This is a genomic window from Massilia paldalensis, from assembly GCF_044901715.1.
Lineage (GTDB): Bacteria > Pseudomonadota > Gammaproteobacteria > Burkholderiales > Burkholderiaceae_D > Telluria > Telluria paldalensis.
This window is the reverse complement of sequence record NZ_JBJCIU010000001.1, coordinates 1,507,906-1,529,682: the sequence shown is the minus strand read 5'-3', so window position 1 is coordinate 1,529,682 and position 21,777 is coordinate 1,507,906. Positions and strand designations below refer to the sequence as shown.

The window sequence follows — 21,777 nt, the reverse complement described above, 5'->3', positions numbered from 1 at the left end:
CGCGCGGCGGGCGCTAGCCGCGCTCGGCGCGATGCCCCGGCCACGTGATCTCGAGCTCGTAGCCGATCGAGCGCGCCAATCCGTCCAGGTCGGGAAACAGCGTCGCGTGCGTGATGTTCATGCGGTACAGCGACAGCATCGCCTCGGCGCGCACGCTCGCCGGCAGCACGAACTTGCGCAGCAGCGGCGTGCCCCGCTCGTACTGCGTGATGATCTCGTCGAGCGGCTTGTCCAGCACGCCGGGCACGACGAAGGTACCCGATTGCGCCACCAGGCGCCGGTCCATCTCTTCCGGTTCGCCGACCCAGATGATGTCCTTGTTGTTGACGGCGAAGTGGCGCTCGAAGTTGCCGCGCACGCGCGGGTCGATCGCCTCGCGCCGCAGCGTCACGTCGTGGCGCGGCGCCGCGCTCCACAGCGTGGGCGTGTCCAGCGCGAACACGGCGGCGCTGCAGTTCGTGTTGTTCAGGGCGAAAAAGGCCGCCACGAACGGCGACTTGGTGAAGTCGATCATGCGCGTCGGGGCGCCGTGGTGCTGCATCAGCGCCAGGCAGCGAATGTCGTCCACCAGCAGGTTCGCATCGGCGAGATAGACGTGGGCCTTGCGGCGGAAGATGCGCAGCGCGCGCTCTTCGCGCTGGCGCCACGACGCCCTGTCCGGCACGAAGCTGTGCAGGTAGCGCGACAAGGCGCTCATCAAGTCCCACCCCGCGTCCGGCAGGCCGCGGAAGGCCCAGCCGTCGCATTCCGAGGTCAGGGCGACGAATTCGTTCCAGCTCTTGACGTGTACGATGTCCATTGCACGGCGCCGCGGCGCGGCGATTGGCTTGAGGTGAAAAATGCTCTCACAGGGGGCCGCCGCGCGTCAATCGAATCGGGAACCGTCCACGATCGCCAGCCGGTCCAAGCGCACCGCCGTGCCGTCGTCCAGCCGCGCATACTCGACACCATCCTGCGTGAACAGGTCGCGGATGCGCGTGTCCACCGTGCGCCGGACACCGTCTTCCCCCGTCACCTCTAGCCGCACGACGCGCGCGCGCGTGGCTGCCGCCTCGAACGCGTCGTAGAGCGCGCAGGCGATGGGCTGGTAGGGCGCGGTCATGCCTCCTCCCGGGCGAAGAAGGCGAGATCGGCATCGGCGTGGCGCTCGAAGTGCACGCGGTCGTGCCACGTGCCGCCCAGCTCGAAGCTGCGCCGCGAGCGTCCGTATTCGACGAAGCCGTTGCGCAGCAGGACCCGTTGCGAGGCCAGGTTGGCGACGCTGGCATCGGCTTCGAGGCGGCGCAAGCGCAGCTCGCCGAACGCGATGGCGAGCAGGCGCTGCACGGCGGCGCCGGCGATGCCCCGCCCGCCGAAGTCGGCACCGATGCGGTAGCCCAGCACGGCGCTGTGGGAGTGGGCGCGCTTGACGTGGCTTAAGTTGATGCGGCCGACCAGCGTGCCTTGCCCGTCGCGCACGAGGAACTGGTAGCCGCGGTCCGCCAGCGCATCCGCCTGCGCCGCCGCGATGGCGCGCGCCACGCCGTCGCGCGCGTAGTAGGCGGCTGGACGGGCATTGATGTGGGCCTCGAAAAAGGCGCGGTTGGCCAGCTCGAAGGCCAGCAGCGGATCGAGGTCGGCGGCGACGGGCGCGGCAAGGGTGACGGTCATCGGTGCGGAGCGGAGCGGTGGATAACGCATGCTGCCACGGCGGGGCCGGGCCGGCAAGGCCCCGCTCAACCGACGCGCTTGGACTTGGCCACGTTGTCCAGCTCGGCCATGATGTCGGCCGCCTTGACGGGCTTGACGAAGTGGCGGTCGAAGCCCGCCTCCAGCGCCTTTTCCCGGTCCTGGGCCTGGCCGTAGCCGCTCACGGCCACGAGGGGCACATGCTGCATGCCGGGCTGCATGCGCAGCCGGCGCGCCAGCTCGTAGCCGTCGAATTCGGGCAGGCCGATGTCCAGCACGCACAGGTCGGGCCGCTGGCGCGCCGCATGTTCCAGCGCCCTGCTCGGGCTGTGGCACACGGTGCAGTGGTGGCCCACGGCCTCGATGTACATCGCCAGGATCTCGGCCGCGTCGACGTTGTCGTCCACGATCAGCACGTCCAGCGCATCGGCCGGCGCCACCGTGCCGGCGCCGGCAGCCGTGTCGGCCGCGCCCTCCTGCCGTTCGTGGTAGCGCGGCAGCACGACAGTGAAACGGCTGCCCGCGCCCGGCCCGGCACTGTCGGCGGCCACGCTGCCGCCGTGCAGCTCGACGAGGCTCTTGACCAGGGCGAGGCCGATCCCCAGGCCGCCCTGCGAGCGGTCGGCGCTGCGCTCGCCCTGCGAGAACAGCTCGAACGCGCGCCCCGCCAGCTCGGCCGACATGCCGATGCCGTCGTCGCTCACCTCCACCTCGACCTCGTCCTCGGCCAGCCGGATGCGCACGTCGATGCGGCCGCCGTCGGGCGTGTACTTGGCGGCGTTGCCCAGCAGGTTGGCGAAGATCTGCACGAGGCGCTTGCGGTCGCCGTGGATCAGCGCCTCGTCGGGCGGCATGTGCAGTTCCAGGTGGTGGTCCTTCGCCTTGACGAGGGGGCGTACCTGCTCGACGGCCTCGCCGACGACGGCGGCCAGCTGCACGGGCCCGCTCTCCAGCGTGATCAGGCCGCGGGTGACGCGCGAGACGTCCAGCAGATCGTCGATCAGGCCCGTCATGTGGCTGGCCTGGCGCGCGATGATGGCCGTCACCTGGCGGATGCGGGCATCGTCGGCCTTGCCGATCTTGAGGAAGTCGGCCGCGGCGGCGATGGGCGCGAGCGGATTGCGCAGCTCATGCGCGAGCATGGCAAGGAATTCGTCCTTGCGCCGGTCCGCCTCGCGCAGCGCGTGCTGGGCGTCGCGGATCGGCGAGATGTCGACCACGTAGGCGATGCCCTCGCCGCCGCCGGCCGTGGCCGCGCCGATCTGCACGCTGGCGCGGCTGCCGTCCTTGCGGTAGTACTCCTTGACGTAGTTCTCCATCCTGCCGACGGTGCGCAGCCGCTCGATCACCTCGTCGTTGGACGGGCGCCACTCCGCCGGCGTGAGCCGCTGCGAAGTCATCTCGCCGCGCTCCATTTCCTCGCGCGTGTAGCCCAGCATGTCGAGGAAGGCCTGGTTGGCGTCGATGATGGTCCCATCGAGGCGGTAGCGGATGATGCCGATGACGTTCGACTCGGCCAGGCGGCGGAACCGCGCCTCGCTCTCGCGCAGCGCTTCCTCGGCTTCCTTCTGGCGCGAGACGTCGAGCACGATGCCCGGCAGCCAGGCCGCCCGGCCGGCCTCGTCGCGCGCGACCTTGCCACGGGCGAGCAGGTGGCGCCAGCCGTCGCCGGCCCGCACGCGGTAGTTGCACTCGTAGCCGTCGCCGCTCGTCACGGCCAGCTCGATCGCGGCGCGCGTCTGCGCCACGTCGTCCGGATGGATACCGGCCAGGTAGGCGCCCAGCTTCCCGCCCGCCGCCTCGCGCGGGTCGACGCCGAAGATGCGGGCCAGGTTACGGTCGGCATACACCCGGTCCTGCTGCAGGTCGTAGGTCCAGGTGCCGATGTCGGCGGCCACCAGTGCCGCCTCCTGGCGCAGGCGCGCGTCGAGCAGGATCTCCTCGTTGCGCTTGTGCTGGTCGATATCCGTGCAGGTGCCCATCCAGCGCACGATGCGGCCGCCTTCGTCGCGCACGGGCAGTGCCCGCCCCAGCACCCAGCGGTACTCGCCGCTGTGGTGGCGCAGCCGGTACTCCACCTCGTACTGTTCTCCCGTCTCGAGCGCATGGCGCCACAGCGACCAGGCTCGCTCGCGGTCATCCGCGTGGAACATCGTAGCCCAGCGCTCGCCGTCGGTCTCGCCCTCGTGCATGCCGGTGAAGTCGTACCAGCGCTGGTTGTAGTAATCGTGGTAGCCGTCGGGCAGCGTCGACCACACCATCTGCGGCATGGCATCCGTGATGGCGCGGAACTTGGCCTCGCTCTCGCGCAGCGGCGTGAGGTCGGCGATCGTGCAGGTGAAACCGTGGATGGTGCCGTCCAGGCCGCGCAGCGGGGCGAACGCCAGGTCGAGCCAGGCGTTCGCGTGCACCCCGGCGGCGCGCGGCAGTTCCAGCGCCGCCTGTTCGACGTGGAAGGACTCGCCGGCCAGCGCGCGCCGGATCGGCCCCTCCAGCGCGGCCCACGCCTGCGGCCAGGTCTCGCGCATGGGCTGGCCCAGGATGCCGGGATGACGGCGTCCCACGAGCGCCAGCGTGGCATCGTTGTACAGCTGGCACAGCTGCGGCCCCCAGCCGATGAACACGGGCGTGGCGGCATCGAGCATGAAACGTACCGCATGGCGCAAGGCCGGATCCCAGGCCTCGGGGGCGCCGAGGACGCCCACGGGGCGGCCCGGCGCGTTCAGCAGGCCTTCGACGCCATCGTGGATCATTACCCGGGAGATCTCGTTCATATTGCTCTTTCTGTAACGCGGCGAGGGAATCGCGTCCCACATTCTAGTCGCTTACGGAAAGAGCGTGCTGGGCCGCATTACTCCTTGACGCCGGAACCCGGCCTGGCCTGGCCGGCGTGCAAATCCGCCTTTACAGTATCGGGCGCCACGTTGTTGATGACGTTGCCGATGAATTTGCTACTCATCATGCCGGCGACGATGCGGTCCTTGCCATCCTTCATGGCGTCGTAACCCTCCTTCGCCACGTCGTCCGGCTTCGCCTTCTCGCCTACCCCCAGCTTGTTGTCGAGCATGCCGGCGCGCGGCCAGAAGTTGGTGTCGACCTGGCCAGGCATCAGCAGCGTGATCGACACGCCGCTGTCCTTCACCTCGGACTTCACCGCCTCCGCGAACGAGATGAGGAAGGCCTTGGTCGCGCCGTACACGGTTTCGTACGGGGTGGGCATCGTGCCGGAGATCGACGCCGTGTACAGCAGGCGCCCGCTGCCGCGCGCCACCATGTCCGGCAGCAGGCGCTTGGTCAGGTGGACCTGGGACACGGCGTTCAGCTGGATCATCGACAGCTCGCGCTGAAGGTCCGTGCCGCCGACGAAGTAGCCGCCGAGGCCGACGCCGGCATTCAGGGCGGCGGCGGCCAGCGGGCGGCCCGTCGCCTGCACTGCGGCGTACAGCGCCTCGACGCCGTCGTAGTCCGTCAGGTCGGCCTCGACGATGATCGCCTCGGCCCCGGCCGCGCGCAGCTCGGCGGCCGTGCGCTCCAGGCCGGCCCGCTGCGTGGCCGTGATGACGACGTCGTGACCGTCGGCCGCGAACAGCTTCGCCAGCTCGTAGCCGATGCCGCTCGAGGCACCCGTCACCAGGGCCAGCGGGCGGCCCGTCGTGCTCATCGTACTTGCCGTACTTGTGGTACTCGTTGCGCTCATGGCGATTCCTTTGTTCAGGCCGACTGCGGCATCTTCGGCAGCAGCTTGTCGAGCGTCACCGGATAGTCGCGCACGCGCACGCCGGTGGCGTTGTAGATCGCATTCGCGACCGCCGCCGCCACGCCGCAGATGCCCAGCTCACCCACGCCCTTGGCCTTCATGGGCGAGGAGATCGGGTCGGTCTCGTCCAGGAAGATCACGTCCTGGTGCGGGATGTCGGCGTGCACGGGCACCTCGTAGCCGGCCAGGTCGTGGTTGACGAAGAAGCCGACGCGCTTGTCGACGACCAGCTCTTCCATCAGCGCCGCGCCCGTGCCCATCGTCATGGCGCCGATCACCTGGCTGCGCGCCGACTTCGGGTTCAGGATGCGGCCCGACGCGCACACGGCCAGCATGCGGCGCACGCGGATCTCGGCCGTGTAGGCGTCGACGGCCACCTCGACGAAGTGGGCGCCGAAGGTCGACTGCTGGAACTTCTTGTCCAGGTCGCCGTACTCCATCTTGTCCTCGCCGATCACATCGCCGTCACGCGCCGCCTGCTCGAGCGCGACGGACTTGCCGCCCGCGCTCACCTTGCCGTCCGTGAAGTCGGCATTGGTCGGGTCCAGGCCCAGCTTCTTCGCCACGTTCTCGCGCAGCTTGACGCAGGCCGCGTACACGCCCGCCGTCGAGCTGTTGCCGCCCCACTGGCCGCCGGAACCCGCCGACACCGGGTATTCCGAGTCGCCCAGGCGCACGTCGACGCGTTCCAGCGGCACGCCCATCATCTCGGCCGCCGTCTGCGCGATGATCGTGTAGCTGCCCGTGCCGATGTCCGTCATGTCCGTCTCGACCGTCACGCGGCCGTCGCGGCCCAGGCGCACGCGCGCCGCGGACGGGGTGTTGATGTTGTTGCGGAAGGCCGAGGCCATGCCCATGCCGATCAGCCACTGGCCCTCGCGCACCTTGCCCGGCGTCGCATTGCGCTTGCTCCAGCCGAACTTTTCGGCGCCCAGGCGCAACGTGTCGACGAAGCGGCGCTGCGAGAACTTGCGCTCGCGCTTTTCCGGATCGACCGTCGTGTCGTTCACGATGCGCAGCATGACCGGGTCCATCTTGAGCTTTTCGGCCAGCTCGTCCATTGCGATCTCCAGCGCCATCATGCCCGGCGCCTCGCCCGGCGCGCGCATCGAGTTGCCCTCCGGGAGGTCCAGCGTCGCCAGGCGCATGCGCGTCATGCGGTCCTGGCCCGCGTACAGCAGGCGGGTCTGGTTGACGGCGGTTTCCGGCTGGCCGTCCGGCAGGTCGCCGGACCAGCTCTCGTGGGCGATGGCCGTGATGCGGCCCTCGCGCGTGGCGCCGATGCGGATGCGCTGGATCGTGGCCGGGCGGTGCGTGGTGTTGTTGATCATGATCGCGCGCTGCAGCGTCACCTTGACGGGACGGCCGGCCGCCTTCGCGCCCAGCGCCGCCATCAGCGCCTCGGAACGCAGGAACAGCTTGCCGCCGAAGCCGCCGCCGATGTAGGGCGAGACCAGGCGCACGTTTTCCTCGGGGATGCCGAGCGTCTTGGCCAGGTCCTTCTTGCCCCAGTTGATCATCTGGTTCGACGTGTACAGCGTGAGCTTGTCACCGTTCCAGACGGCGATCGACGCATGCGGTTCCATCATCGCGTGCGACTGGTCGGGCGTCGTGTAGGTCGCGTCCAGCTTCACGGGCGCGTTGGCATAGCCCTGCTCGAAATTGCCGGCCTTGGTGTCCGGCTCGTCCTTCTCGTCGGGCTTCTTGGCTGCGTTCTTGGCCGCCTCCAGGTCGTAGACGCCATTGACCTTGGCGTAGTCGACCTTCAGCAGCGAGGCCGCGGCGCGCGCCTGCTCGAAGGTCTCGGCGACGATCACGGCGACGGCCTGGTGGTAGTGCTGCACCTCGGGGCCGGCCAGCAGCTTCGCGGTGTTCTTCTCGCCCTTGCCCAGCTTGCCGGCATTCTCGTGGGTGACGACGGCGAGCACGCCGGGCGCCGCCTTGGCGGCGGCGGTGTCGATCTTCGTGATGCGGCCCTTGGCGATGCTGGAACCCACGACGTAGCCGTAGGCGGCGTTCGGCGCGGCCTTGTGCTGCTCGTAGGCGTAGGGAGCGGTGCCCGTGGTCTTCAGCGGACCGTCGATGCGGTCCGTGGGCTTGCCGACCACCTTCAGGCGGTCGATCGGATTGGTGGTGGCGGGTGTGGTGAATTTCATGTCGTCGGTCTCCTCGTCAGCCGGTGCGCTTGGCGCCGCGCGCGTCGGCCAGGATGGCGTCGAGCGTGCGCTGGACCAGCGGGACCTTGAATGCGTTGTCGTTGGTGGTGCGGGCATCGGCCAGCAGGCGGGCCGTCACGGCCTTGCCGCCCTGCGCCATCGCCTGCTCGGCGGCCGGCACGCGCCACGGCCGGTGCGCCACGCCGCCCAGCGCCACGCGGCCGCTGCCGTCCGGCTGCACGACGGCAGCCACGGACACCAGCGCGAACGCGTAGGACGCGCGGTCGCGCACCTTGCGGTAGTAATGCTTGCCGCCCAGCGGCTTGGGCAGCGTGACGGCGGTGATCAGCTCGCCCGGCTGCAAATTCGTCTCGATGTGCGGCGTATTGCCCGGCAGCCGGTAGAAGTCGGCGATCGGGATCACGCGCTTGGCGCCGTTCGGCGCCACCGTCTCGATCTGCGCGTCGAGCAGCTGCATGGCCACGGCCATGTCGCTCGGGTGCGTCGCGATGCACATCTCGCTCTGGCCGACGATGGCCAGCTGGCGCGAATAGCCGCCGATGGCGGAGCAGCCGCTGCCCGGCTTGCGCTTGTTGCAGGCCTGGTTGGTGTCGTAGAAATACGGGCAGCGGGTGCGCTGCAGCAGGTTGCCGGCCGTGGTCGCCTTGTTGCGCAGCTGGCCGGATGCGCCGGCCAGCAGCGCGCGCGACAGCACGGCATAGTCGCGCCGCACGCGCGCGTCGGACGCCAGGTCCGTGTTGCGCACCAGGGCGCCCACGCGCAGGCCGCCCTCGGGCGTCGGTTCGATCTTGTCCAGGCCCAGGCCGTTGACGTCGACGAGGTGGGCGGGCGTCTCGATCTCGAGCTTCATCAGGTCGAGCAGGTTGGTGCCGCCGGCGATGAAGCGGGTGTTCGGCTGGCGGCTGGCCGCCGCGGCCGCCTCGGCCGGCGTCGTCACGCGCTGGTAGGTAAATGCCTTCATGCCTTGCCTCCCACTTCGGTGATCGCCTCCATGATGTTCGAATAGGCGCCGCAGCGACAGATGTTGCCGCTCATGCGTTCGCGCAGCTCATCGACGGACAGCAGCGGCTTGGTGTTCAGGTCGCCCGTCACGTGGCTGGGGATGCCGCGCTTGATCTCGTCGAGGACGGCGACGGCCGAACAGATCTGTCCCGGCGTGCAATAGCCGCACTGGTAGCCGTCGTGCTTGACGAAGGCCGCCTGCATCGGGTGCAGCTTGCCCGGCTGGCCCAGGCCCTCGATCGTGGTGACCTCGTCGCCCTCGTGCATCACGGCGAGGCTCAGGCAGGAGTTGATGCGGCGGCCGTTGACCATCACCGTGCAGGCGCCGCACTGGCCCTGGTCGCAACCCTTCTTGGTGCCGGTCAGGTGCAGGTGCTCGCGCAGCAGGTCGAGCAGCGTCGTGCGGGTGTCGACCTGCTGCTCGTAGCGCTGGCCGTTGACGCGCAACGCCACCTTCGCCTTCACGGGCGCCGGCGTCGTGGCCGCGCCGCCTTGCGGGGACTCGACCTGCGCCACGGCCGGCAGCGCGGCCGCCGTCGCCGTCACGGCGCCGGCGACGAGCACGTCGCGCCGGCCGCGGTTGATGTTCTTCGAATGGTCCATTGTCGCTTCCTTTATTGGATGGGGGCCGGCGCTGGGGACGTGCACCGGGCGTTGTCGTCATGATAAGCGAATTATGGAACACCCCTGAACACTGTTCGGTCAACGCGACCACGCACCAAATATGTGCAATTCCTTCCGGCAATTAGTGCAAACAAGCATTGGTGTTGCTGCGCACAAATCGAAAAGCAAGTTTGTTATAAAAAGTTTACGATTGGCCTAAATCAAACAGTCGTTTAACTAAATGAACCCAGACGATCAGTTGCCCGTGCGACGGCAGCGCAGCGACGGCATCCAGGCGCGCGAACGGATCCTCGCTGCGGCACTGCGCCTGTTCGTCGAACGCGGCTACGCCAGCACGCCCGTGCGCGACATCGCCCAGGCCGCCGATGCCAACGTGGCCGCCATCGCCTACTATTTCGGCGACAAGGCCGGCCTGTACCGTGCCGCCCTGTATGAACCAGTCTGCGCGCTGGCCGGCGACGATGCCCTGTCCGCGGCCACCGACCTGCCCTTGCGTGCGGCCCTGGCGGCGACGATACGGGCGTGCCTGGCACCATTGGGCCAGGGCCGCAATGCCCTGCTGTGCGTGCGCCTGCGCCAACGTGAGGCCTTCGAGCCGACCGGCATGCTCGACGACGAGCGCCCGCAACGCGAGCGGCTGCAGCGCCACCTCACCGCCATCGTGGCGCGGGCGCTGGGTTTCGAACCGGGCACGCCCCCCGACCCGGACCTGCACGCGCTGGCGTTTTCCATCCGGGCGCTGGTCGTCTACCCCTACATCGGCCACGAACATATCCACGCGGCCGAACCCAGGCTGTTCGATGCCCCCGGCGCCCTCGACGCCTGGGTCGAGCGCCTGACCGCCTATGCCGCCGCCATGGTCGACGCCGAACGCGCGCGCCGGCGTCCCTGATTGCAGCCCGATTTATCAACCCTCCTCCACATCGCAAACGACAGAAAGAACGACATGAGCGACCAAGCCATCACCGACAAGGAAGAAGACAGCACCGACGACAGGCCGGACGACAACGACAAGAACAAGGACCCCAAGGGCGGCGACAAGAAGGACGACAAAAAAGACGACAACGAGAAGGACGGCAAGGACGACAAGAAGGACGAGAAGATGTCGCCCGAGCGCAAGCGCAAGATGCGCATCGTGCTCGTCGTGGTCGGCATCCTCGTCCTGCTGGGCGTGCTGGGCTGGGTCCTGTACTACAACCTGCACGGCAAGTTCTTCGAGAAGACGGACGACGCCTACCTGCAGGCGGACGCCGTCACCATCTCGCCCAAGATCGGCGGCTACGTCGAGGAAGTGCTCGTCCGGGACAACCAGGACGTGCAGGCGGGCCAGCCGCTCGTGCGCATCGACCCGCGCGACTACCGGGCCCAGGCCGAGCAGTACCAGGCCCAGATCGACATCGCCCATGCGAACGCGGACGCGGTGCGCGCGCAGATCGCCGAGCAGGAATCGGCCGTCGACCAGGCCCGGGCCCAGCTGGCGGCGGCGCGCGACAATGCCGCCTTCGCCGCGGGCGAGGCGAGACGCTATGCGCCGCTGACGGAGATCGGGGCGGAAAACGCCCAGACGCTGGCCGCGCGCCGCAACGACGCCGACCAGAGCGCGCGCCAGGTTGCGGCGCAGCGTGCGGCGCTGGCCAACGCCCAGAAGCGCATCCTCGCGCTGCAGGCCCAGGTGCGCCAGGCCGAGGCGCAGGCCGGCGCGGCCCAGGCCCAGCTGAAGGCGGCCGACGTCAACCTGCAGTCGACGACGCTCACGGCCAGCGTGGCCGGCCGCGTGGGCGATTCCAGCGTGCGCGTGGGCCAGTTCGTGCAGCCGGGCACGCGCCTGATGAGCGTCGTCCCCCTCAACACGATGTACGTGGGGGCGAATTTCAAGGAAACGCAGATCGGCCGCATGCGCGTGGGCCAGCCCGTCGAGATCGAGGTCGATGCCCTGCCCGGCCTGAAGCTGCACGGCCACGTGGACAGCGTGTCGCCGGGCACGGGCGCCCAGTTCTCGCTGATGCCGCCGGAGAACGCGACGGGCAACTTCACCAAGATCGTGCAGCGCGTCCCCGTGCGCGTGGCGCTCGAAGCCGGCCCCGATGCGCGCCGCGTGCTGGTGCCTGGTCTGTCGCTGAAGGTCGTCGTCGATACGCGCAACGCCAAGGACGCCATCAAGGACATCAAGAAGAAGGAAAAGGAGCGCACCGAGCGCCGCGAAGACGGAGCGCAGCAATGAGCGAACAGAAAGCCGATACCGGCGCCTGGCTCGCCGTCGCCGCCGGCACGCTGGGCGCGCTGATGGCGACGCTGGACATCTCGATCGTCAATTCCTCGCTCCCCACGATCCAGGGAGAGATCGGCGCCTCGGGCACGGAAGGCACGTGGATCGCCACCGGCTACCTGGTCGCCGAGATCGTCATCATCCCGCTGTCCGGCTGGCTCGAGCGCGTCTTCGGCCTGCGCACCTTCCTGCTGGTGGTGGCGGCGCTGTTCACGGGCTTTTCCGTGCTGTGCGGCCTGTCGACCACGCTGGGCATGATGATCGCCGGCCGCGTGGGCCAGGGCTTCACGGGCGGCGCCATGATCCCCACCGCCCAGACCATCATCGCGACCCGGCTGCCGCGCAGCCAGCAGCCGATCGGCACGGCGATGTTCGGCGCCACCGTCGTGCTGGGGCCCATCATCGGCCCCCTGATCGGCGGCTGGCTGACGGAAAACCTCAGCTGGCACTATGCGTTCTTCCTGAACGTCCCGATCTGCCTGGGCCTCATCATCCTGCTGCTCGTCGGCCTGCCGCACCAGAAGGCGGAACCGGACGAGCTGCTGCGCGCCGACTGGATCGGCATCCTGGGCCTGGCGGCCTTCCTCGGCGGCCTGACGGTGGTGCTGGAAGAAGGCCAGCGCGAGCAGTGGTTCTCCTCGTCGACGATCGTCTGGCTGTCGGTCGTGTCGGCGTGCGGTTTCGTGCTGCTGATGATCGGCCAGTGGACGGCACGGCGGCCCGTGATCCGGCTGAAACTGCTGATCGACCGCCAGTTCGGCGCCGTCGTCATGATGGGCATCGTGGTCGGCATGGTCATCTACGGCACCTCCTACGTGATCCCGCAGTTCCTGTCCCAGATCTCGCACTACAACGCGCTGCAGTCCGGCAAGATCGTCGCCCTGATGGGCATCCCGGCGCTGACGCTGATGGGTTTCGTGCCTCTCCTGATCCGCTACGTCGACATCCGCGTGGCCGTGGGCTTCGGCCTGTCGATGCTGGCCCTGTCCGCCTGGATCGACACCGACCTGACGTCGCAGGCGGCCGGCGGCGACTTCGTGGCCGGCCAGCTGATCCGCGGCGTCGGCACCATCTTCGCGATGATGTTCCTGAACCAGGCGGCGATCCAGTCGGTGGGCCCGGAGCACGCCAGCGATGCCGCCGGCCTGTTCAACGCGGCCCGCAACCTGGGCGGCTCGTTCGCGCTGGCGGGCATCACGGTGCTGCAGGACAAGCGCCAGTGGTTCCACGAACGCCGCATCGAGGAAACCCTCAGCGCCAACCGCGGCGCCGTGCAGGATTATCTCGCCGCCCAGGCGCACGGCCTGGACGGCCTGCCGCGCGCGCTGCGCAGCCTGGGACAGATGATCCAGGTCCAGGCGCTGACCATGACCTACAGCGACCTGTTCTGGGTGCTGTCCGTGTTCATCGGCTGCGCCATCCCCCTGGTGCTGTTCCTGCGCCCGCTGGGCAAGGGCGCGCCCGTGGCGACCCACTGAGTATGGAGAAATGCACATGAAAACCAAGACTTCCGCCATGCTGCTCGTGCTTGCCGCCCTGGCCGGCTGCAAGACCGTGGGCACGGATTACACCGGCCCCAGGCCGGCCGTGCAGCCGGGTGCGTTCGCGCGCGGCGCCGGTCCGGACATGCCCTCGCCCGGCCAGCCCGTGCTGGCCCACTGGTGGACGGCGCTCGACGATCCGACCCTGGACCGGCTCGTCGACCGTGCACTGCGCGCCAGCCCCAACCTCGCGGTGGCGCGCGCGCGCCTGCGCCAGGCCCGCGCCGCACTGCGCAGCGAACGGGCGAACCGCCTGCCGAACGGCAACGCGACGCTGCTGGCGGCCCATGCCCACCTGCCGCCGCTGGGCGACCTCGCCGGCCAGGCAGGCCAGGCCGGCCAGCAGGACGCACAGGCGGGCGCCGCGGGCGGCGGCCAGGGCCTGAACCTGCCCTCCAGCCTGAACCTGTACAGCCTGGGCTTCGACGCCACCTGGGAAATCGACCTGTTCGGCGGCCAGCGCCGCGCCACCGAGGCGGCCGCCGCCGCGGCCGACGCCGCCGAGGCGCAGCTGGCCGACGCCCAACTGAGCCTCGTGGCCGAGGTGGCGCAAGCCTACGTGAACCTGCGCGCGACCCAGGCCCGGCAGGCGCTGAGCGCCGCCGCCGTCGAGCGCCAGCAGCGCTCCGTCGACCTGACGGCGCGCCGCGTCGAAGGCGGCACGGCGTCGCGGCTTGACCTGGAACGCCTGCAGGGGCAACTGGAATCGACGCGCGCCGATGCGGAACCGCTCGCCGCCCAGCTGGACGGCTTGCGCGACGAGCTGGCCGTGCTGGTCGGCGTGGCGCCGGGCGCACTCGATGCCGACCTGGGCGCGCCGGTGCAGGATGCGGCTGCCGTCCCGCTGCCGCCGCCCAGCGTGGCCGTCGGCGACCCCGCGGCCATGCTGCGCCGCCGGCCGGACATCCGCGCCGCCGAACGGACACTGGCGGCGCGCCATGCGCAGGTCGGCCAGGCCGAAGCGGCGCGGTTCCCGCGCCTGACGCTGCTGGGACTGATCGGCATCGGCGGCACCCACCCGCGCGACCTCACCCACCTGGGCGACTATTCCGCAATCGCCGCGCCGCAGCTGAGCTGGAACGTGCTCGACTTCGGCCGCATCAACGCCGGCATCGAGCGGGCCGAAGGGGTGCGCGACGAAGCCGAGGCGCAGTACCAACTGGCCGTGCTGGGGGCGCTGCGCGACGCCGAGGATGCGCTGTCGCGCTTCCGCCAGCGCCGCACGACGCTGGCCACGATCGCCCGCGCCAAGGCCACGGCGGACCGCGCCGCCGCGCTGACGGTGGCGCGCCAGAAGGCCGGCACCGCCAGCCTGATCGACGTGCTCGACGTCGAGCGCCAGCAGCTGGCCGCCGAGCAGAACCTGGCCCAGGCGCAGGCCGCGCTGACCAATGACTTCATCGCCCTGCACAAGGCGCTGGGGCTCGGCTGGGAAGACGCGGGCGAGCGCACGGCGGCGCGCTGACGCCGCCCGCTCCCATCCGTCACTTGGGACGGCTGGTCTCGTACGCGATCCGGTGCGCCGTGATCTCGCGGTTGATCGTTCCCGGCGCGTGCAGCTCGCGCTCGGCGAGCGCACGCAGTTCCGGCGACTCCAGGCCGTCGAGCAGCGCGGTCCGCAGCGCTTCGGCCTCGTCCGCGCGGCCCAGGCCGCGCAGGACGGCCATGCCGATGCGCACGTCGTTCGTCAGGTTCATCATGTCCGCCGCCAGCCGCGGCGCGCCGCCGGCCGGCGGGAACAGGTGCAGCGTGCGTGCGTCCAGGTTCACGCCGTCGAGCAGGCGCAGCGGATCGCCCCGATACCGGTCGGCGCGGGCGAAGTCCCCGGTGTCGACCAGCGCCTTCATCACTTGCCAGGAGCGCCGCGCCGCCCGTACCGGATCCTGGCGCTCCAGTTCGATGAACATGGCGCGGGTGGAGGCGGGGTCGCCGAGGATCTCGTTCATGTCGACGACGATGGCAAACCGCTCGCGCATGTGCGCGTAGCCGGAATCCCCTTCGGCATCGACGCCGAAGCGCTCGTCGCCGGCCAGCAGCTTGCGCACCTGCTCGTCGCGCAGCGCCGCCAGCGCGTCGCGCGCGGGGGCGTAGTCCGGCGCCAGCCGGCTCCACATGAACATCGTGAAGAACACGCTGATGCCGGCCGATGCGCCGGGACCGTCCAGTTCCGCGAACACCTCCAGCAACGCCGCCAGCGCCTCGTCATGGCGTCCCGCCTCGCATGCGTCGGCCGCGCGTTGCAGGCGTGGGTCGGTCTTCCTCATCGAAGTATCCCTCCCTCGCTGCCCGGCGCGACGCCGTGGCACGCCCGCTTCGCGAAGCGGTACGGCGGCTCCGGCAGGCAGAATCCGTAACGGGTGAACGCGGCCTCGCGCCCGTCGCGCAGGGCGAAGGCGACGGTGAGCCGGTAGGGGTCGCCGACGGCGCCGAAGCGCTGCAGGTTGGCCGGCGGCGCGGCGTCGAAGGCGATGCGCACCTCGGCTGCCGCCATGCGTTCGAGCGGCAGCGCCAGCTTCGCGAGCGCCGCGCGCACGTGGTCGCCATACTTGCGGGCCAGGGCGTCGGCATCCGGCGACGCCGGCACGGCCTGGCCGTCGAGGAGGCGCAGGACGACGGTGTTGCTCTCCGGGTCGGCCAGCGCATACAGGATGCCGAGCGCCCAGCTGCCGCGCACGTCGTTTTCGCGCGCAACGAAGGCATCGCGCAACCCGGCCGCCACGTGATGCAGCTTTCCCATCGTCCGCACGCAGGTTCCCCTCATTCGCTGTCAAAAAGGCGAGTGTGCCACAGCGGGAACCCCTGCAAATACGCGCTTTGTCACGCGTCGGTGGAAAAGGCGAGCTCCTTCTGCGCGTCCAGCGCGGCCAGGCGCTCGGCCAGCTGCGTGCGCATGGCGTTGAAGGCGTCGCCGCCCAGCGCCAGGCGCAGCGGGGCCGGCTGCTGGTCGACGCTGGCGATCATGTGCGCGACCATCCTGGCCGGGTCGCCCGGCGGCACGCTGGTGCCCTCCTCGATCATGCGGCGCGCGTGGCTGGCCGGCGACGCGTCGTAGGCCGCGATGCGCGGCGCCAGGCGCGAGCCGCCGTAGCGGAAATTGGTGCGCGCACCGCCCGGCTCCACCAGCGTGCAGCCGATGCCGAAGGCCGCCACTTCGCGCGACAGCGAGTCGATGAAGCCTTCGATGCCCCACTTGCCCGCGTGGTACAGCGAGGCGCCCGGGAACGCGGCCTGGCCGCCCACGGTCGACAACTGCAGGATGCGTCCGCCGCCCTGGGCGCGCAGGTGCGGCAGCGCGGCGCGGATCAGCTGGATCGGTCCCAGGAGGTTGGTGGCGATCTGGTGCTGCACGTCCTCGTCGCTCGTTTCCTCTGCCGCGCCGAACAGGCCGTAGCCGGCATTGCTGACGACGACGTCGATCCGCCCCAGTTCGGCGAAGGCGCGGTCGACCACCGCACGGATGCCCGCCATGTCCGTCAGGTCCAGTTGCGCCAGCCACAGGCCGGCGCCATGCCGGGCCTTCAGCTCGGCCAGTGCCGCCTCGCTGCGCACCGTGCCGGCCACGCGTTCGCCGCGCGCCAGCAATTGTTCCGTCATTTCCTTGCCAAAGCCGCTGTTCACGCCGGTGATCAGCCAGGTCCTTGGTGCGTTCGCTTGTTCCATTGTCTGCTCCTGTTGGTGAGCGGGCACGCTGGTGCTGCCCGACGAACGAGAGCATAATCGGGCTAAGGCAGACTTTGAATGCATGAAATTCGGAAAACCATGATCGAAAATCCAGACGCCATCGATGACCTGTTTTCGGACTTGCTGGAACTGGTGCGCGCCCGCTCCGCCCTGTCCGGCGGTTTGCGCGCGGGCGGCCGCTGGGCCGTCGCCTTCCCGGCCACGTCCCGGGTGAAATTCTGGGGCATCCGCAGCGGCGCCGCCTGGATCGATCTCGGCGACGGCGCGCCGTTGCTCGCCCAGGCCGGCGACGTGTTCCTGTTCCACGCGCCGGGCCCGCATGTGCTGCGCACCGACGGCGCCGGCCTGCCCGTCGCCCTGGACACGCTCGCCGCGGGACGCCGCGGCGCCATCCTGCAGCTGGGCGACGGGGACGATTTCTTCATGATCGGCGGGAAGGTCGACCTGGACGAAGGCAGCGCGCCGCTGCTGTTCGGCGGCCTGCCGCCCGTGCTGCGCCTGCCGGCCGCGTCGCCACGCGCGCCGGGCGTGCACTGGATCCTGGACCGCCTGGTGGCCGAACGCGAGGCCGGCCTGCCGGGCAGCGGCGCCGCCAGCGCCCAGCTGGCGCAGCTGATGCTGATCGAGATCCTGCGCGCCCACATCGCCGAGCCTGCGCTGCTGGGCAGCGGCTATTTCAAGGCGCTGGCCGACCGGCGCCTGGCACCGGCCCTGCGCCTGATGCACGGCGAGCCGGGACGCGCCTGGCGCCTGCCGGAGCTGGCCGCGGCCTGCGCCATGTCGCGCGCCGGCTTCGCCGACCATTTCAAGCGCGTGGCCGGGGCGTCGCCGCTGCACTACCTGACGGAGTTGCGCATGCGCCTGGCGCGCCGGCGCCTGCGCCAGGGCGGCGTGGGACTGGCGCGGCTGGCGGGCGAATACGGCTACGGTTCCGAAAGCGCGTTCAGCCACGCATTCAAGCGCGTGTTCGGCGAATCACCGAAGGCCTTCCGCGACGGCGCCGCCGCGTGACGCGTCACGCCAGCTTGCCGCGCACGCGGGCGCGGTCCAGCGGCAGGTCGCGCAGGCGCTCGCCGCAGGCATCGAACACGGCGTTCGCGAGCGCCGCCGCGGCCGGACCCTGGGCCGCTTCGCCCGTGCCCAGGAAAGGCTGGCCGGGACGGTCGAGCAGGTGCACCTCGACCCGGTCCGGCACCTGGTCGAAGCGCAGGATCGGGTAGGCGCCCCAGTCGCGCGTGAGTACTCGCGCCGGCTCGAAGCGCACCCTCTCCAGCAGCGTCCAGCTGCTCGACTGCAGGATGCCGCCCTCGATCTGGTTGCGCACGCCGTCCGGGGTCACCACCTCGCCGCAGTCGACGGCGGCCACTGCCCGCACGATGCGCACCCAGCCCGTCTCGCGCGCCACTTCGACTTCTAGCGCCAGCGCGCAATACGCGGCCAGGTTCTTGTAGCGGGCGAACGCGAACCCGCGTCCGCGCCGCGGCCGGCCGGGCGCGGGCTTGCGCCACGCGTCCCAGCCGAAGCGCGTTGCCGCTTCCTTCACCACGGCGACGGCGCGCGGATCGTCGAGGTGGCGCAGCCGGAACGCCACCGGGTCGGCACCGGCGGCATGGGCCAGTTCGTCCATGAAGCTCTCGATGGCGAACACATTGCAATAGGCGCCCAGCGAGCGCAGGGCGGAACTGCGCAGCTGGGGCACACCCAGGAAATGGTGGTCGACGCGCGCATTCGGCAAGGCGTAATACGGTATCGCGTTGCGATCGCCCGCGCCTTCCGGCTGCGGCGCCGGCCTGGCGGGCGGCGGCACGAACGGCCGTTCCAGCAGCGTGCCCGCCAGCAGGTTGCCGGCCTTGCCCGGCCGCGTGTTGTGCGTGGGGCTGTGCACCGTGTAGCGCCAGTCGGCGATCCGGCCGTCGGCACCCAGCGTTGCCTGGGCCTCGCACAGCATCGGCGGACCGGCCGGCTCCCAGCCGTGTTCGTCCTCGCGCATCCACTGCACGCGCACGGGCCGGCCCGGCAAGGCGCGCGCCAGCAGCGCCGCGTCGGCGGCCACGTCGTCGGCGCCGTTATGGCCATAGCAGCCGGAACCCTCGACGTGCATGCAGCGGATCGCTTCCTTCGGCGCGCCCAGCAGCTCGGCCAGCGCCGCGCGCAGCGGGAACACGCCCTGGGAATGGGTCCACACGGTGTACCGGCCGCCGTCCAGGCGCGCGATGGCGCAGGACGGGCCGATCGAGCCGTGCAGCTGGTAGGGCTTCGTGTAGGCGGCGCGCAGCGTGCGTCCGACGACGCCGGCGCCCGGGTCCACGCTGCCGCGCGCCAGGATCGTGTCCGTCTCGCCGGAAAGCGCCTTCACCAGCGCCACCGGGTCGTTCGTGGCGGGCAGCGCCGCCGGCACCTCCCAGCGCGCGGCCTGCTCGAGCACGGCCGCGGCCTTGATCGCGCGCCACTCATGGTCGGCGATCACGGCCAGGAAGCGGCCGTCGCGGACCACCTTCAGCACGCCCGGCAGGCGCGCGACGGCCGCGACATCCAGGCCGACGAGGCGCGCCGCCGGCGCCGGCGGGCGCACCACCCGCGCATGCACCATGCCGGGCAGGCGCAGGTCCTGGACGTAGGCGGCGCCGCCCGCGACCTTGGCCGGGATGTCGAGCCGGGCCAGGGACTTGCCCGCGATGGTGTGCGCAGCCGGGTCGCGCGGCGGCGCCTTGCCGTCAGCTTGCAGGTGCAGCTGGCGGCCGGCCAGCAGTTCGCCGTAGGTGGCGCGGCGCCCGTCGGGGGCCAGCATCGACCCGCCGGCTGCCTTGACGGCGCTCCGGTCGATGCCGAAACGCCCGGCCGCCAGGTCCGCGAGCACCAGCCGCACCTGGGCCGCGGCGTGGCGCAGCGCCGTGCCGCTGTCCTGCATCGAGTGGCTGCCGGCCGTGTAGCCCTCGTCGGGCGTGCGCGCCGTGTCCGCCGTCACCATGCGCACGGCGCCGGGCGCCACCATCAATTCCTCGGCCGCCACCTGCAGCAGCGCCGTGCGGATGCCCTGCCCCAGCTCGGCCTTGCCGGTGAACACCGTGATCGTGTTGTCGGCAGCGATACGGATCCAGGCGTCCAGCCACGGCGCCTTGTCCAGGCTGCCGGGCAGCTTGCCCTTGCCCGGCGCGGTTTCGGACTGCGCCCAGGCCGGGCGCAGCGCGAACGCCAGCGTCAGGCAGCCGGCGCCGAGCAGGCGGCGGCGGGCGGGATCGCGCGGGCCCGTACTCACGCCTTGCCTCCGGATGGACGGGCGCCTGATGTTCCGGCGCCCAGCGCAGCGGCGGCGCGACGCACGGCGCGCAGGATGCGCATGTGCGTGCCGCAGCGGCACAGGTTGGTCTGCATGTGCTGGCGGATCTGGGCATCGGTCGGTGCCGGGTGCCGCGCGAGCAGGCTGTCGGCGCGCATCAGCATGCCCGCGATGCAGTAGCCGCACTGGGCCGCCTGCTCGTCGATAAAGGCCTGCTGCAGCACGCCCGGGCGGCTGGTGCTCCCGAGCCCCTCCACGGTGCCGACGGGGCGCGCGCCGACGGCGGACACGGGTACGAGGCAGGACATGACGGACGCGCCGCCCAGCGTCACCGTGCAGGCGCCGCACTGCCCGAGACCGCAGCCGAACTTGGCGCCGTTCAGGCCCAGGTCGTTGCGCAGCACGTACAGCAGGGGCGTGTCCGGGTCGGCATCGACGGCATGCTCGGCGCCGTTCACGCGCAGGCGGTAGGTGGTCATGGCTCGCTCGCTTTCTTGACGCTCTGTTCGAGATGGTTCCAGGGGGCCTGGCCCGCGGCGTGGCGCAGGTAGGCGGCCAGCGCCGTGGTCTGGCCCTCGTCCAGGATCGCGGCAAAGCCGGGCATCCAGCGACCCGGCTCGCCGTCCGGCGGGTGGATGCCCTCGCGCACGATGCGCACGAGGCTGCGCGGGTCCGGGTCGTACAGGGCCACGGCCTTCTGCAGCGGCAGCGCGCCGCCCGAGGTGGACGCACGGCCCGCTTCATGGCAGCGGGCGCAGGCGCCGGCATACACGGCGTAACCCGCGCGCACTTGCGCCGGCGCGTCGGCGCCCGGAACCGGCAGGCTGCCCGCGCGGGCAGCATTGCCTTTCGGCGCGGCGGGCGCCTTGGCCAGCCAGGCATGGATCCAGGTCGCCAGCGCCTCGACGTCGGCCGGATCGGCCTTGGCCAGGCCCTGCACGACACCCTGCATCGGCCCGCCCGCCGCGGCGTGGTCCGGGGCGATGCCCGTGCGCAAGTAGGCGGCCAGCTGCGCTTGCGTCCACGGCAGCGGCGACGGCGCGTTGCGGTTCAGCGCGGGCACGTACCAGCCCTCCGCCTCGCCGCCATCGAGGAAGCGGCGCCGGTCTTCGCCGCCCAGCCGGGTGCGCGGCGAATGGCAGGCGCTGCAGTGCGCGAGGGCGTCGGCCACGTAGGCGCCGCGGTTCCAGTCGGCCGGGCGCGCCGGATCGGGACGCCACGGCGTGCGGTCCAGGTACAGGACGTTCCAGAAGCCCACCAGGGGCCGGAAGCCGAACGGGAAGGTCATCGCGTTCGGGCGCGCCGGCGCATCGAGCGGGGTGCGCGTCATGACGTAGGCGTACAGCGCCTGCACGTCGGCCTGCGTCAGGCGTGTGTAATGGTCGTAGGGGAAGGCGGGATACAGCAGGTGGCCGTCGCGCGACACGCCTTCGCGCAGGGCCCGTGCGAAGGCCGCTTCGCTCCAGTTGCCGATGCCGGTACGGCCGTCCGGCGTGATATTCGTGCTGTGGACGGTGCCGAACGGCGTCTGCATGGCCAGTCCGCCCGCGTGGGGCCTGGCCGGATCGACCGTATGGCAGCCCGCGCAGTTGCCCAGGGCCGCCAGGCGCGCGCCCTTCTCCACCAGGGCCGGTTCGAAGCGCAGCGCCTGCGCTTGCGGCGCGATCGCGGGCCGCCACATGATCGCGACAGCGGCGCCGGCCAGCAGCACGATGGCCAGCGCCGCCAGCCACGGCACGATGGTGCGGCGGCGGGCTGGCTGTCGGGGGCGGATCGGATCCATG

At 70.9% G+C, this 21,777-nt stretch carries 19 protein-coding genes; 5 read left to right on the top strand and 14 right to left on the bottom strand.

The window, feature by feature from the left end; all coding sequences use genetic code 11:
• Nucleotides 1-13 precede the first annotated feature (13 nt).
• From ACI1V7_RS06715 to paoA, 8 genes are all read right to left on the bottom strand, one after another.
• Entirely contained in the window at nt 14-799 is a 786-nt protein-coding gene (locus ACI1V7_RS06715) for an FRG domain-containing protein (RefSeq protein WP_404530971.1), read from the bottom strand.
• A 66-nt stretch (nt 800-865) separates the two neighbouring features.
• On the bottom strand, nt 866-1,102 hold the full coding sequence (locus ACI1V7_RS06710; RefSeq protein WP_404530970.1) for a hypothetical protein: 237 nt from the start codon (nt 1,100-1,102) through the stop codon (nt 866-868).
• On the bottom strand, nt 1,099-1,650 hold the full coding sequence (locus ACI1V7_RS06705) for a GNAT family N-acetyltransferase (protein ID WP_404530969.1): 552 nt from the start codon (nt 1,648-1,650) through the stop codon (nt 1,099-1,101). Before ACI1V7_RS06705 ends, ACI1V7_RS06710 begins: the two co-directional genes overlap by 4 nt.
• 65 nt (nt 1,651-1,715) lie before the next feature.
• The gene (locus ACI1V7_RS06700; RefSeq protein WP_404530968.1) at nt 1,716-4,442 is read right to left on the bottom strand and encodes a hybrid sensor histidine kinase/response regulator; all 2,727 of its coding nucleotides are present in this window, start codon (nt 4,440-4,442) and stop codon (nt 1,716-1,718) included.
• Nucleotides 4,443-4,519: 77 nt separating this feature from the next.
• Nucleotides 4,520-5,365: an SDR family NAD(P)-dependent oxidoreductase gene (locus tag ACI1V7_RS06695; RefSeq protein WP_404530967.1), complete on the bottom strand. Its 846-nt coding sequence runs from the start codon at nt 5,363-5,365 to the stop codon at nt 4,520-4,522.
• A 14-nt stretch (nt 5,366-5,379) separates the two neighbouring features.
• On the bottom strand, nt 5,380-7,581 hold the full coding sequence (gene paoC / locus ACI1V7_RS06690) for an aldehyde oxidoreductase molybdenum-binding subunit PaoC (protein ID WP_404530966.1): 2,202 nt from the start codon (nt 7,579-7,581) through the stop codon (nt 5,380-5,382).
• 16 nt (nt 7,582-7,597) lie between these two features.
• Nucleotides 7,598-8,563 (bottom strand): FAD binding domain-containing protein, encoded by a 966-nt coding sequence (locus ACI1V7_RS06685; protein WP_404530965.1) that lies wholly within the window; start codon nt 8,561-8,563, stop codon nt 7,598-7,600.
• On the bottom strand, nt 8,560-9,207 hold the full coding sequence (paoA, locus tag ACI1V7_RS06680) for an aldehyde dehydrogenase iron-sulfur subunit PaoA (protein ID WP_404530964.1): 648 nt from the start codon (nt 9,205-9,207) through the stop codon (nt 8,560-8,562). The genes ACI1V7_RS06685 and paoA overlap by 4 nt, the downstream gene beginning before the upstream one ends.
• Nucleotides 9,208-9,448: 241 nt before the next feature.
• Between paoA and ACI1V7_RS06675 the strand changes: the two genes are divergently transcribed.
• The 4 genes from ACI1V7_RS06675 to ACI1V7_RS06660 are packed head-to-tail and all read left to right on the top strand — an operon-like array spanning nt 9,449 to nt 14,500.
• A complete protein-coding gene (locus tag ACI1V7_RS06675) occupies nt 9,449-10,120 on the top strand; it encodes a CerR family C-terminal domain-containing protein (protein WP_404530963.1) in 672 nt (223 codons plus the stop codon).
• A 54-nt stretch (nt 10,121-10,174) separates the two neighbouring features.
• Nucleotides 10,175-11,449, top strand: a complete 1,275-nt coding sequence (locus tag ACI1V7_RS06670) for an HlyD family secretion protein (protein ID WP_404530962.1) — start codon at nt 10,175-10,177, stop codon at nt 11,447-11,449.
• Nucleotides 11,446-12,972, top strand: coding sequence for an MDR family MFS transporter (locus ACI1V7_RS06665; protein WP_404530961.1), 1,527 nt, complete (start codon nt 11,446-11,448; stop codon nt 12,970-12,972). The genes ACI1V7_RS06670 and ACI1V7_RS06665 overlap by 4 nt, the downstream gene beginning before the upstream one ends.
• A 16-nt stretch (nt 12,973-12,988) precedes the next feature.
• Entirely contained in the window at nt 12,989-14,500 is a 1,512-nt protein-coding gene (locus tag ACI1V7_RS06660) for an efflux transporter outer membrane subunit (RefSeq protein ID WP_404530960.1), read from the top strand.
• 19 nt (nt 14,501-14,519) lie between these two features.
• On the opposite strand, the gene ACI1V7_RS06655 is transcribed toward ACI1V7_RS06660, so the two are convergent.
• The 3 genes from ACI1V7_RS06655 to ACI1V7_RS06645 form a co-directional block, all read right to left on the bottom strand.
• Nucleotides 14,520-15,299: a hypothetical protein gene (locus tag ACI1V7_RS06655; protein WP_404530959.1), complete on the bottom strand. Its 780-nt coding sequence runs from the start codon at nt 15,297-15,299 to the stop codon at nt 14,520-14,522.
• Nucleotides 15,296-15,772: a hypothetical protein gene (locus ACI1V7_RS06650; protein WP_404530958.1), complete on the bottom strand. Its 477-nt coding sequence runs from the start codon at nt 15,770-15,772 to the stop codon at nt 15,296-15,298. Before ACI1V7_RS06650 ends, ACI1V7_RS06655 begins: the two co-directional genes overlap by 4 nt.
• A gap of 80 nt (nt 15,773-15,852) precedes the next feature.
• On the bottom strand, nt 15,853-16,695 hold the full coding sequence (locus ACI1V7_RS06645) for an SDR family oxidoreductase (protein WP_404530957.1): 843 nt from the start codon (nt 16,693-16,695) through the stop codon (nt 15,853-15,855).
• A 99-nt stretch (nt 16,696-16,794) separates the two neighbouring features.
• On the opposite strand from ACI1V7_RS06645, the gene ACI1V7_RS06640 reads away from it, so the two are divergent.
• Nucleotides 16,795-17,727, top strand: coding sequence for an AraC family transcriptional regulator (locus tag ACI1V7_RS06640; protein ID WP_404530956.1), 933 nt, complete (start codon nt 16,795-16,797; stop codon nt 17,725-17,727).
• Between the two features lie 4 nt (nt 17,728-17,731).
• On the opposite strand, the gene ACI1V7_RS06635 is transcribed toward ACI1V7_RS06640, so the two are convergent.
• From ACI1V7_RS06635 to ACI1V7_RS06625, 3 genes are read right to left on the bottom strand one after another with little or no spacing between them, the layout of a single operon-like run.
• On the bottom strand, nt 17,732-19,972 hold the full coding sequence (locus ACI1V7_RS06635) for a xanthine dehydrogenase family protein molybdopterin-binding subunit (RefSeq protein WP_404530955.1): 2,241 nt from the start codon (nt 19,970-19,972) through the stop codon (nt 17,732-17,734).
• On the bottom strand, nt 19,969-20,472 hold the full coding sequence (locus ACI1V7_RS06630; RefSeq protein WP_404530954.1) for a (2Fe-2S)-binding protein: 504 nt from the start codon (nt 20,470-20,472) through the stop codon (nt 19,969-19,971). Before ACI1V7_RS06630 ends, ACI1V7_RS06635 begins: the two co-directional genes overlap by 4 nt.
• Nucleotides 20,469-21,776, bottom strand: a complete 1,308-nt coding sequence (locus ACI1V7_RS06625; protein WP_404530953.1) for a c-type cytochrome — start codon at nt 21,774-21,776, stop codon at nt 20,469-20,471. The genes ACI1V7_RS06630 and ACI1V7_RS06625 overlap by 4 nt, the downstream gene beginning before the upstream one ends.
• Nucleotide 21,777 lies beyond the last annotated feature (1 nt).

Coding starts and splice junctions, on each gene's coding strand:
- ACI1V7_RS06685 (WP_404530965.1), bottom strand. CDS start 8,563: ATGAAGGCATTTACCTACCAGCGCGTGACGACGCCGGCCGAGGCGGCC.
- ACI1V7_RS06700 (WP_404530968.1), bottom strand. CDS start 4,442: ATGAACGAGATCTCCCGGGTAATGATCCACGATGGCGTCGAAGGCCTG.
- ACI1V7_RS06710 (WP_404530970.1), bottom strand. CDS start 1,102: ATGACCGCGCCCTACCAGCCCATCGCCTGCGCGCTCTACGACGCGTTC.
- paoA (WP_404530964.1), bottom strand. CDS start 9,207: ATGGACCATTCGAAGAACATCAACCGCGGCCGGCGCGACGTGCTCGTC.
- ACI1V7_RS06695 (WP_404530967.1), bottom strand. CDS start 5,365: ATGAGCGCAACGAGTACCACAAGTACGGCAAGTACGATGAGCACGACG.
- ACI1V7_RS06630 (WP_404530954.1), bottom strand. CDS start 20,472: ATGACCACCTACCGCCTGCGCGTGAACGGCGCCGAGCATGCCGTCGAT.
- ACI1V7_RS06670 (WP_404530962.1), top strand. CDS start 10,175: ATGAGCGACCAAGCCATCACCGACAAGGAAGAAGACAGCACCGACGAC.
- ACI1V7_RS06665 (WP_404530961.1), top strand. CDS start 11,446: ATGAGCGAACAGAAAGCCGATACCGGCGCCTGGCTCGCCGTCGCCGCC.
- ACI1V7_RS06705 (WP_404530969.1), bottom strand. CDS start 1,650: ATGACCGTCACCCTTGCCGCGCCCGTCGCCGCCGACCTCGATCCGCTG.
- ACI1V7_RS06655 (WP_404530959.1), bottom strand. CDS start 15,299: ATGAGGAAGACCGACCCACGCCTGCAACGCGCGGCCGACGCATGCGAG.
- ACI1V7_RS06645 (WP_404530957.1), bottom strand. CDS start 16,695: ATGGAACAAGCGAACGCACCAAGGACCTGGCTGATCACCGGCGTGAAC.
- ACI1V7_RS06715 (WP_404530971.1), bottom strand. CDS start 799: ATGGACATCGTACACGTCAAGAGCTGGAACGAATTCGTCGCCCTGACC.
- ACI1V7_RS06625 (WP_404530953.1), bottom strand. CDS start 21,776: ATGGATCCGATCCGCCCCCGACAGCCAGCCCGCCGCCGCACCATCGTG.
- ACI1V7_RS06650 (WP_404530958.1), bottom strand. CDS start 15,772: ATGGGAAAGCTGCATCACGTGGCGGCCGGGTTGCGCGATGCCTTCGTT.
- ACI1V7_RS06640 (WP_404530956.1), top strand. CDS start 16,795: ATGATCGAAAATCCAGACGCCATCGATGACCTGTTTTCGGACTTGCTG.
- ACI1V7_RS06675 (WP_404530963.1), top strand. CDS start 9,449: ATGAACCCAGACGATCAGTTGCCCGTGCGACGGCAGCGCAGCGACGGC.
- ACI1V7_RS06660 (WP_404530960.1), top strand. CDS start 12,989: ATGAAAACCAAGACTTCCGCCATGCTGCTCGTGCTTGCCGCCCTGGCC.
- paoC (WP_404530966.1), bottom strand. CDS start 7,581: ATGAAATTCACCACACCCGCCACCACCAATCCGATCGACCGCCTGAAG.